Here is a 10,350-nt window from a genome sequence, read left to right on the forward strand (position 1 = left end):
CCGGGCTGCTGGGCCGGCTGACCCGTACGCGACTGCTGCGGCGGCGCCTCGGGCGAGGCGAGGGCCGGAAGCGCGGGCTGGTGCCCGCCTTCGGGGCGCCCCTGGGCCTCGTGGGGCACGCCCTGCGGCGGTACCGTCCGGCCGCGCTGCGGGCGCCCGCCGCCACCTTGCGCGCCCTCGGCCGCCGTCACCACGGAGCCCTCGGACGGAGCGGTGGCGGAGGAGGCCGCCGCGGGGAGGGCGAGGGCGCGACGGGGTTCGGCCGCCGCGGCATCGGGGCCCGTCTCGGCGGGGCTGGGCCGGCCGCGCCGGCGGCCGGAACCTCCGCTCTGCTGCGGGAGGATCACGTCGTGCTCGGGGCGCTGGCCGTCGGGGGCCGCCGCGCGCCGGGCCCTGCGCCGCCCGGTGGGTTCCGCCGCGGCCGTGTCCCCGGCCTGCGGAGCGTCCACGGAGTCGTCCCCGGCGCCTTCCAGGAAGGCGTCCGTCGATCCCCTGCGCGCCCTGCGCCGGCCACCCTGTGCGGACGGGGGCTCGGGGGCGGCCTCGGGCTCCCGTACCGGGACCTCCTCGGGCGCCTGTACGTGCGCCTCCTCGGGCACCTGGGCCGGAGCGGGCGTGATCGTCCCGGCGCCCGTACCGATGGGCACCTCCAGGACGTACGCGCTGCCGCTCATGCCCGGCATCTCGTGGGTCTGGAGCACACCGCCGTGCGCCTGCACGATCCCGCGCACGATCGGCACGTGCACCGGGTCGCCGCCGGCGAACGGCCCGCGTACCTCGATCCGCACCACCTCGCCGCGCTGGGCGGCGGCGACGACGACGGTCGAGTCGACGTAGCCGCCGCCCGGGACCAGCCGCGCCTTGCCGGTCGAGTCGACGCCGGCCACGTCCGCGACGAGGTGGGCCAGCGCCGTGATCAGCCGGCCCGGGTCCACCTCGGCCTCGATGGGGGGCGCGTGCACCGCGAACTGGGCGCGCCCGGGACCGATCAGCTCGACGGCCCCGTCGATGCCGGCGGTCACCACGGAGTCGAGCAGCACCGGCTGCTTGACGAGCTCCTCCACGCCGCCGTCCAGGCGCTGGTAGCCCAGGACGTTGTCGATGAGCGTCGTCATCCGGGCGTAGCCGGCGGCCAGGTGGTGCAGGATCTGGTTGGCCTCGGGCCAGAGCTGGCCGGCCGGGTCGGCGGCGAGCGTGGAGAGTTCGCCGCGGAGCTCTTCCAGCGGACCGCGCAGGGACTCTCCCAGGACGGCGGTCAGCTGGGTGTGCCGCTGCTCCAGGGCGGACAGGCGGTCGGCCTGCTCCTCGACTTCGGAGGCGTGGCGCTCGGTCCGGTCGGCCAGCTCGGCGGCGTGCCGTTCGGTGAGCCCGGCGACCTCGGCCCGGTGGCTCTCCGTGAGCTCGGCGATCTCGGCGGCGTGCCGCTCGGTGAGCCCGGTGACCTCGTCGGTGTGCTGCTGGGTCAGCTCCTCGTAGGGCCTGCGGTCGGTGAACGTCATCACGGCGCCGACCAGCTGGTCCCCGTCGCGCACCGGCGCGGTCGTCAGGTCGACCGGCACCTGGCCGCCGCTCTTGGACCAGAGCACCTGACCGCGCACCCGGTGCTTGCGGCCGGACTTGAGCGTGTCCGCGAGGGGTGATCCGTCGTACGGGAACGGCTCGCCGTCCGCCCGGGAGTGCAGGACCAGCGTGTGCAGCTCCTTGCCGCCGAGGTCGCTGGCGCGGAAACCGAGGATCTGCGCGGCGGCGGGATTGACCAGGACGACCCGGCCGTCCAGGTCCGTGCCGACGACGCCCTCGGAGGCGGCGCGGAGGATCATCTCGGTCTGCCGCTGCGAACGGGCCAGCTCGGCCTCGGTGTCGACGGTGCCGGACAGGTCCCGTACGACGAGCATGAGGAGTTCGTCGCCCGTGTAACTGGAGTGGATGTCGTTGTACCCGGCCTGGCCGCTGTCCAGGCTGGCGCTGGTGACCTCGACGGGGTACTCGCTGCCGTCGGTGCGGCGCGCCGTCATCCGTGTCGGCTTGGTCCTGCCCTGCTCGTCGGCGGCATCGGGCCTGCGCATCGACCCCGGGATCAGCCTGGAATCGAACTCCGGGAGCAGATCGAGCAGCCCGCGTCCCACGAGCGCGGTGCCCGGGGTCTCGAACATCTCGAGGGCGATGGTGTTGGCGTTGACGACCGTGCCGTTGCAGTTGACGAGCAGGAGCCCGTCCGGGAGGGCGTCCAGTATGGCAGCGAGGCGAGCAGCGCCTCTCGATGGCCTGCTGCTCACGAGACGCTTCCTCCCTGAATGCCGCACCTTGCCGACAGCGGGCCCCATCCTGCCCCTCGGGCCTCAGGCTGTCATGGGACGAGTCTAAAGGCTGGACCGGCCCATAGGGCGGCGGATGAGGGGGAGCTCTCACCAAGGTTCTGTGCACACGGTGTACGCCGGTGGTGCCGGTGCGACCGCGCACGCCCCCTACGACGTGCGCGAACACGCGCCGGGCGGGCGCCGGTGGCTCCCGCCCGACATCGGCGCAGGTCACTTCGCGGGACGGTCACCGCGCGGAGGGGAGCACCGGGACGAGGTTGTTCCACCGGGCGATCTCACAGCCGTTGGAACGGCTGAAGCGGGCGTCGACGTCCTCCCCCTGCCACGTCCCCTGGACCCGCGCGGCCGCCGGGCCGCCGGCCTGGAGGGTGCACATGGCATTCCGGTCCGTCGGGACGAAGGGGTTCTTCCCGGACGCCGCGGCCTCGTCCAGCAGGTCGCAGGCACGCTGCGCGGCCGGGTGGCTGCCGCCCGCCGGACCGCACTCCAGCTCGAAGACCCCGTCGGCCACCGGGTTGCCGGACTCCGACACGGTCACCGTGAGCCGGGTCCGGGTCTCCTGCCCGCCGAACCAGTCGTCGTGGATCACGGGCAGCGGGGGCAACGGCACGAGCGGGGAGAGGGCCGTGGCGGCGGGGGCGGCGGCGGACAGGGCGGCGAGCGAGGCGACGGCGGTGAGGGCGAGGCGGCGCAGCATGCGGGGCTCCTGTGTGTGTTCCGGCGCACGGGGCGCGCGCCGGGCTGCCCGGAGCGCACGCGGTTGAGCGCGCGCCCCCGGCACGCGGGCGGTGACGGACGGAGGGCGGAGCCCTCGCACTCTCTAACGCTCCGCACGCCCGCACGTTGCGCAACTCATGGGGGGCCGACCGGATCGCCCGCCGCAAGGCGCTTTGCCTCGCCGCCCACCCGGCTAGTACCGTGGGCGGCGATTGGTGACAGCGCGCTCGACTGTGTCATCATCTGCACGCACCACCCGCGCTCGCGTGGGGTGTGCTGGAGGCGTCGCCTAGTCCGGTCTATGGCGCCGCACTGCTAATGCGGTTTGGGTCTTAAAGCCCATCGAGGGTTCAAATCCCTCCGCCTCCGCAGGATCCGAAGCCCCGTGCCCCCGGCACGGGGCTTCGCTCGTTCCCGGCGCCGGATCCCGCTTCTTCGCCGGTGCGTCTCTCCCTCTCCGCTCTCCGCTCTCGCTCCCCGCGGTGCGGACGCCGACGGGCTTCGGCGTCCGGCGGGCATCGACGGGTTCCGGCGTCCGGCGGGCATCGGGACGTGAGGCCGAGAACCTGCTTCAGAACGCTGTTTTCCCAGCTCAGAGGCGCTATGGCTAATGGATTTCGCGTCACGGCGCAGGTCATGTAATGTTGTTCCCGCAACGCCGACCAGGCAGAAAAGCCCGGGAGGCGGACCGGCGGTGAAGACCGCGGGAAGGCACTCGTAGCTTAACGGATAGAGCATCTGACTACGGATCAGAAGGTTGCAGGTTCGAATCCTGCCGAGTGCACAGCAGACCAGAGGCCCCCAGGAGAAATCCTGGGGGCCTCTCGCGTTCCCGCGCTCCCCCGGGGGTCCGCGCGCACCCGGGTCACGCCCGCCGACGGGGTGCGGATGCGCGGGGAACCGTGTGGGGCGGTCGGTCGTGGTGCCGGGCCGCCGAGCTGATGACGAGCCGGGAGTGGGCGTATGGGGTGGCGGTGCGCGGGGCTGAGCTGGCCCGGGGCGGGGCCCGTGCTGGCCTGGCGGCGGTCCGGCCGGCCGGGGCAGGAGCGGGTGAGTGTCCTGGAGTACGGGCAGGAGCTCGGCTTCCGGGCGCAGGGGGAGCGGCACTGCGTGGGAGCGCGTGGCAATCCGTGTCCTGTGGGCGCCGTGGTTCCCGTACGGAGCACCGGGGCGCGGTGCGCGGAGTGCGGGCGGCTGGACCGGGCGCACTCGGTGGCCGCCGACACGATGGCCGACGACCCGCGGACGTATCGCGTCTACCTCGCCTGGTTCGGGCCGGGGATGGTCAAGGTGGGCATCACCCGGGAGGCCAGGGACGGGGCGAGGCTGCGTGAGCAGGGGGCCGTGGTGTTCACCTGGCTGGGCCGCGGGCCGCTGATGGCCGCGAGGCGCACGGAGGAGCTGCTGCGTGCGGCGCTCGGTGTGCCGGACCGGATCCCGTACGCGCGCAAGCGCGCGGTGCGGGGCGTGCTGCCGGGGCCGGCGGAGCGGGTCGCGGAGGTGGAGGCGCTGTACGGGCGGGCCGCCGCTCTGGAGGGCGCCGGGTGGCCCGAGGCGCTGGAGCGGTTGCCGTTCGGGGCGGTGGACCACGGCGGTGTGTTCGGGCGGATGGACGCCGGGCCGGTGGCGCGGGTGGTGACCGGGCTGGTGGACGGCGGGGTGGTGGCCGGGCGGCTGGTGGCGGCCGCCGGGCCCGATCTCCACCTGGAGACCGGGGCGGACGGGGTCGTCGTCCTGGACACCCGGCTGGTCACCGGCTGGGATCTGGTGGGTGCCGGCACGCGGGCGGGTGTGACCGTACCTGTGACGGCGGTGGGGGCCGCCGGTGTGCAGGACGGGCTGTTCTGACAGGGTCGCCGGAAACGACCGGACGGACGGGGTGGGTGAGGCGCATGAGCGGCGTCGACTGCGACCGGGACCGCGATGACGTCCAGCGGTTCCAGGAGAGGGTGGGCCTGCCCGGGCTCATCGACGTCCACACGCACTTCATGCCCGAGCGGGTGCTCCGCAAGGTGTGGGCCTACTTCGACGCGGCGGGCCCGCTGACCGGTGTGGAGTGGCCGATCACCTACCGGCGGGCCGAGGACGAACGGCTGGCGCTGCTGCGCTCGTTCGGCGTCCGGGGGTTCACCTCGATGCTCTACCCGCACAAGGCCGGGATGGCGGTCTGGCTGAACGGCTGGGCGGCCGGGTTCGCGGCGAGGGTGCCGGACTGCCTGCACACGGCGACCTTCTTCCCCGAGGAGGGCGTGGAGCGTTATGTGCGCGAGGCGGTCGAGGCCGGGGCACGGGTCTTCAAGGCGCACCTCCAGGTCGGCGCGTACGACCCGAACGATCCGCTGCTGGAGCCCGTGTGGGGCCTGCTCGCGGAGGCCGGGGTGCCGGTGGTGACGCACTGCGGGTCGGGGCCCGCGCCGGGCGCGTACACCGGGCCGGGGCCGGTCGGCCGGCTGCTCTCCCGTCATCCGCGCCTTCGGCTGGTGGTCGCGCACATGGGGATGCCGGAGTACGCGGAGTTCCTGGCGCTGGCGGACGCCTACCCCGAGGTGCGGCTCGACACGACCATGGCGTTCACGGACTTCGCGGAGAGGCTGTCGCCGTTCCCCGCCGCGGAGCGCGGGCGGCTCGCGGATCTGGGGGACCGGATCCTGCTCGGCACCGACTTCCCGAACATCCCGTACCCGTACGCCCACCAGTTGCACGCCCTGGAGCGTTTGGAGCTGGGCGACGCGTGGCTGCGGGCCGTCTGCCACGGCAACGCGCGCGAGCTCTTCGGGGTGCGCTGACGATCCCCCACCTGCCGCCGGGGGCGGCCTCGGGGCGCTTCCCGGCGGGTGCGTCGCCGGGTGGCCCGCGGTGGTCGGTCCCGATGCTTTTCTCAGGGAATTCACAGGGAGGCGAAAGGCCGCTCTCACGGCCGCCCCGGAGTCTCGGGGCATGACGACGACCTCGCCCCAGGGGCGTACCGCACTGCTCAGGCCGGACGGCAATCCCGTACGCGTGCTCGTCGTGGACGACGAGGCCCCGCTCGCCGAACTGCTGTCCATGGCGCTGCGGTACGAGGGGTGGGAGGTGCGCAGCGCCGGGGACGGTGCGGGGGCCGTCCGGGCGGCTCGCGACTTCCGGCCCGACGCCGTCGTCCTGGACGTGATGCTGCCCGACACGGACGGGCTCGCCGTGCTTGGCCGGCTGCGGCGCGAGCTCTCCGACGTGCCGGTGCTCTTCCTGACCGCGCGTGACTCGGTGGAGGACCGGATCGCCGGGCTCACCGCGGGCGGCGACGACTACGTCACCAAACCGTTCAGTCTCGAGGAGGTGGTGGCCCGGTTGCGCGGGCTGATCCGGCGTTCGGGCACGGCGGCCCGCGGCGAGTCGGCGCTGGTCGTCGGCGATCTGGTGCTGGACGAGGACAGTCACGAGGTGAGCCGGGGGGACGTCCCGATCCACCTCACCGCGACGGAGTTCGAACTGCTGCGGTTCCTGATGCGCAACCCGCGCAGGGTGCTGAGCAAGGCGCAGATCCTGGACCGGGTGTGGCACTACGACTTCGGGGGTCAGGCGAACGTCGTCGAGCTGTACATCTCCTACCTGCGCAAGAAGATCGACGCCGGGCGCCCTCCGATGATCCACACCCGGCGTGGGGCGGGGTACCTGATCAAGCCCGGCGGGTGAGGCGGTGGGCGGCAGCGATCCGTCCCCGACGCTCGCGCAGTTCAAGAGGTACGTGGCGGACGGGAGGATCCACTACCTGATCCCGGGCGGCACGGGGGGAGGCATGGGATCGGGCGGCACCGCCTCCCGGATCACCGCGTGGGTGCAGGAGAGCTTCGAGGAGGTCACGGCGGGCGGCGCGACCTTCTACGACCTCACCCGGCCGGCGCAAGGGCGGTAGGCCGGGCCCCGGCCCCGCGCCGGAGTTCCAGGTCGGCGATGACGGGGCGGTGGTCCGAGGCGAGCGTCCCGGCCACCGCCGCGTCACGCACCCGGACGGCCCCGGAGCCCGCCTTCGACACCGCCACGTAGTCGATCCGCTTCACCGGGTCGAGCGCGGGGAACGTGGGCGCACCCGGATCGGCGTCCTCCAGCTCCTCCCAGAGCGGCGCCAGTTCGGGTGCGTCCGGTTCCGCGTTGAGGTCGCCCAGCAGGATCTTCCGACCCCGGTCCTCGCCCATGATCCGCCGGGTGTCGGCCACCTGCGCGGCACGTACCGCCGGATCGGGCCGGTAGTCCAGGTGAGTCACGTACACGTGCAGGGGGAGCCCCTTCACCCGCAGGACCACCTCGGCGAAGCCCGGGCCGGGGGCCGGGACCGGGTTCGGGTCCTGGGTGGAGAGCCGGGTGATGTCGTGGTTCTCGGTGCTCACGATCGGATACCGGGACAGCAGGGCCACTCCGTACTCGCGCCGGGGCTGTCCCGGGGCCGGCGGATCGAGGCTGTAGATCGGCGCGAAGGACACCCGCATGTGGAGCCGCCCGGCCAGCTCGCCCGCGAGGTCGCGCCACTCACTGCGCGCCCCCCAGTGGACGTCGACCTCCTGGAGCCCGATCACGTCGGCGTCCAGCGCCCGTAGCCCGTCCGCCTGGCGGTCCAGGTCGAACACGTTGTCCGCGCCGGACCCCGCATGGATGTTGTACGTGGCGACACGGAGCCGCACGGCCGGCTCCCGGCCGGTCGCCGCAGCGGGCGGCGCGAGCGCCGACGCCGACAGTCCCGCTGCGATCAGGAAGCCCACCGTGCGCCGGCGCAGGATCATGCCGTCCCCCTCGTCCGCCCACGACGTGCCGGGCCGTACGGAGAGCTACCCCTCAGGGCGCCGCGCGCAAACGGATGTGCGCGGGGTGGAGGGGGCACCGGGGCGGGGCCCGCCGGGGGCCGGTTCCGCGCGGGTGGCGGCCCGGTGTGTCAGTAGCCGCGCGCGGTGTCCACGGTCAGCGCGGGCGCCCGGCCCCGCACCACCGCCTCCCAGCACCGGGCGAAGTCCGTGACGACGTCCTCGTCGGCCGTGATGCCGGCGGAGTGCGACGTGACCACCGTGCGCGGCAGACGCCAGACGGGTGCCTGCGGCCCCGCGGGCTCGTCGGGCAGGACGTCGAGGACGGCGCGCCGCACCGTCCCGGTGCGCAGCGCCGACTCCAGCGCGGCCATGTCGACGGTCGCGCCGCGGCCGGCGTTGAGGAAGGAGGCGCCGCTCATCGCGGTGAAGCGGGCGGCGTCGAAGAAGCGTTCCGTGGCCGCGGTCGACGGCAGGGTGGAGACCACCCACCGGGCGGCGCCCAGCTCCGCCGCCTCCTCCGCGGAGCCCGCGGGGACGATGTGGTCGAAGTGCGGGGTCTCGCCGCCGGGTGCCCGGCGGACCCCCACCGTCCGCAGCGAGAGCCTCCGCAGCAGCCCGGCCACCGCGCTCCCGATGTGCCCGGTGCCGTGGACCACGACGGTCTGCCCGCCGACGAACTCGGCCGGCAGACGGCGCCACTCGGCCCGGGCGTGCTGCGCGGTGTGCTCCGGGACGGACTGGCACTCGGCGAGGATCCAGGCCGCCGCGTACTGGGCGATCCGCTCACCCATCCGGCCCACGGTCCGGGTCAGCAGGGCGTCCTCGGGCCACCGCCCGCCGGCGAGCAGGGCGTCCGTGCCGGCGTTGACGCTGTGGAACCACACCAGGTCACGGGTGCGCAGCGGCTCGGGCAGCGCGGCTCCCACGTACACGAAGGGGCCGTCCGGCCCGGTGCCGTGCGACCGCCGGGCCGGACGGCCGGTGATCCGCTCCAGCGCGTGGACGACGGACGTGCCGAGGGCCGGGTCGGTCAGCAGCCGCGCCCGCGCGAGCACGTCGGGGTGGGGCGTCACGGTGCTGTCAGCCGCCGGTGGCCAGGCGGGCGGGGAAGCCGCCGGTGGCGACCGGGCTCCAGCGCTCCGGGGTGATCCGGATGATCGACTTGCCCTGCTTCACCATGGCCGCCCGGTACTCGTCCCAGTCCGGGTGCTCGCCGGAGATGGTGCGGAAGTACTCGACGAGGGGTTCCACCGAGTCCGGGGCGTCGATGACCTCGGCCGAGCCGTCGACCTGCACCCAGGGGCCGTTCCAGTCGTCCGACAGGACGATCACGCTCACCCGCTCGTCCCGCCTGGCGTTGCGCGTCTTGGCCCGTTCGGGGTAGGTGGAGACGACGATCCGCCCGGCGTCGTCGACGCCGCAGGTGAGCGGCGAGCCCTGGGGGCGGCCGTCGGACCGGGTGGTCAGCAGGATCGCCCGGTGCCGGGGCCGCACGAAGTCCAGCAGTTCGGCGAGCTCCACGGGGGTGTTGGTCGCGATGTTCGGTGCCATACGGGCAAGCCTAAGCCTCGGCCGAATCCCCCTGCACGGCCTGGATGTCGAGCTCCACGCGCAGTGTCGTGCCGATCGCGGAGATGCCCGCCTGCACCACCTGGTTGTAGTTCATGGCGAAGTCCTCCCGGCGCAGCTCGGCCGTCGCGTGGAAGGCCGCCCGCACCCCGCCCCACGGGTCGGGTCCGGTGCCGAGGTAGCTGAGGTCCAGGTCGACGTCCCGCGCGACGCCGTGCATGGTGAGGACCCCGTGCACCGTCCAGCGGTCGGGTCCGGCCGGGGTCAGCGCCCGGGAGCGGTAGGTGATCTCCGGGAACCGCTCGACGTCCAGGAAGTCCGCCGACCGCAGGTGCTTGTCCCGCATCCCGTTGCCCGTGTCGATGCTGGCCGACGAGATGAAGGCCTCCACGCGGGAGCGCTGGACGTCCTCGCCGATCTCGATCCGGCCGCCGAACTCGGTGAAGCGGCCGTGCACGCTCGAGATGCCCAGGTGCTGGGCCACGGCGGCGACCGAGGAGTGGACCGGGTCGAGTGACCAGGTGCCCGGCGGGGGCAGCTCCACGCCGCCCTGCCGGGCGAGCACCACCGTGCCCGCCTCGACGCGGCCACTGGCCGTGACGAGCGCGGTCGAGGCGGCGGGGGCGTACCCGACGGCCGTCACGATCACCGTGTACGCGCCGGCCGGCAGGAGGTCACCGGTGCGGACGGCCCCGTTCTCGTCGGCGGCTGCCCGGAGCACCTGGGTGCCCGTCATGTCGGTCACCGTCACGACGGCGTGCTGGACGGCCCAGCCGTCCCGCGTGCGTACCTGTGCGCGAAGTCCCATCCCGTGTTCTCTCCTTGCTCGGTCACCCGGTGGCGCGGTGACGCAGTGACTCGGTAACTCAAGTGACTCAGGCGACCCGGTGACGCGATGAGTCGGGCCCCGGGTGGGAACGGCAGGCCGGGCCCGGCCGGCCGGGCCCCACCCCGGGCCCCGGTTCCCCCGG

General features: G+C 74.1%; 9 protein-coding genes, 2 tRNA genes and 1 pseudogene. 6 read left to right on the forward strand and 6 right to left on the reverse strand.

Features of this window, described 5'->3' with window-relative positions; genetic code table 11:
* Together ABZ371_RS06930 and ABZ371_RS06935 are read right to left on the reverse strand one after the other, a co-directional pair.
* Window positions 1-2,276 (reverse strand): PAS domain-containing protein (locus ABZ371_RS06930; protein WP_358674594.1); only part of this gene is annotated, 2,276 nt, incomplete at its 3' end.
* A 268-nt stretch (window positions 2,277-2,544) separates the two neighbouring features.
* Entirely contained in the window at window positions 2,545-3,015 is a 471-nt protein-coding gene (locus ABZ371_RS06935; protein WP_358674597.1) for an SSI family serine proteinase inhibitor, read from the reverse strand.
* 298 nt (window positions 3,016-3,313) lie between these two features.
* Between ABZ371_RS06935 and ABZ371_RS06940 the strand changes: the two genes are divergently transcribed.
* The 6 genes and pseudogenes from ABZ371_RS06940 to ABZ371_RS06965 all read left to right on the forward strand — a co-directional run.
* Window positions 3,314-3,404 (forward strand) — tRNA-Ser (locus ABZ371_RS06940).
* A gap of 342 nt (window positions 3,405-3,746) precedes the next feature.
* Window positions 3,747-3,819 (forward strand) — tRNA-Arg (locus tag ABZ371_RS06945).
* 179 nt (window positions 3,820-3,998) lie between these two features.
* Window positions 3,999-4,883, forward strand: a complete 885-nt coding sequence (locus ABZ371_RS06950; protein WP_358674599.1) for a DUF2797 domain-containing protein — start codon at window positions 3,999-4,001, stop codon at window positions 4,881-4,883.
* 44 nt (window positions 4,884-4,927) lie between these two features.
* Window positions 4,928-5,821, forward strand: coding sequence for an amidohydrolase family protein (locus ABZ371_RS06955; protein WP_358674602.1), 894 nt, complete (start codon window positions 4,928-4,930; stop codon window positions 5,819-5,821).
* Window positions 5,822-5,972: 151 nt separating this feature from the next.
* On the forward strand, window positions 5,973-6,707 hold the full coding sequence (locus ABZ371_RS06960; RefSeq protein ID WP_358674604.1) for a response regulator transcription factor: 735 nt from the start codon (window positions 5,973-5,975) through the stop codon (window positions 6,705-6,707).
* A 10-nt stretch (window positions 6,708-6,717) separates the two neighbouring features.
* Window positions 6,718-6,927: pseudogene (locus ABZ371_RS06965) on the forward strand (hypothetical protein); the annotation flags it as partial.
* Here ABZ371_RS06965 and ABZ371_RS06970 read toward each other — a convergent pair.
* From ABZ371_RS06970 to ABZ371_RS06985, 4 genes are all read right to left on the reverse strand, one after another.
* Entirely contained in the window at window positions 6,902-7,789 is an 888-nt protein-coding gene (locus ABZ371_RS06970; RefSeq protein WP_358674607.1) for an endonuclease/exonuclease/phosphatase family protein, read from the reverse strand. The pseudogene ABZ371_RS06965 and the gene ABZ371_RS06970 overlap by 26 nt on opposite strands.
* 149 nt (window positions 7,790-7,938) lie before the next feature.
* A complete protein-coding gene (locus tag ABZ371_RS06975; protein WP_358674610.1) occupies window positions 7,939-8,883 on the reverse strand; it encodes an NAD(P)-dependent oxidoreductase in 945 nt (314 codons plus the stop codon).
* A gap of 7 nt (window positions 8,884-8,890) precedes the next feature.
* Complete coding sequence (locus tag ABZ371_RS06980; protein ID WP_358674613.1) at window positions 8,891-9,361, reverse strand: PPOX class F420-dependent oxidoreductase; 471 nt, start codon at window positions 9,359-9,361, stop codon at window positions 8,891-8,893.
* A gap of 10 nt (window positions 9,362-9,371) precedes the next feature.
* Window positions 9,372-10,187, reverse strand: coding sequence for a YceI family protein (locus ABZ371_RS06985; RefSeq protein ID WP_358674616.1), 816 nt, complete (start codon window positions 10,185-10,187; stop codon window positions 9,372-9,374).
* Window positions 10,188-10,350: the final 163 nt, after the last annotated feature.

The organism is Streptomyces sp. NPDC005899 (genome assembly GCF_040629645.1).
In the GTDB taxonomy this organism is placed as follows: Bacteria; Actinomycetota; Actinomycetes; order Streptomycetales; family Streptomycetaceae; genus Streptomyces.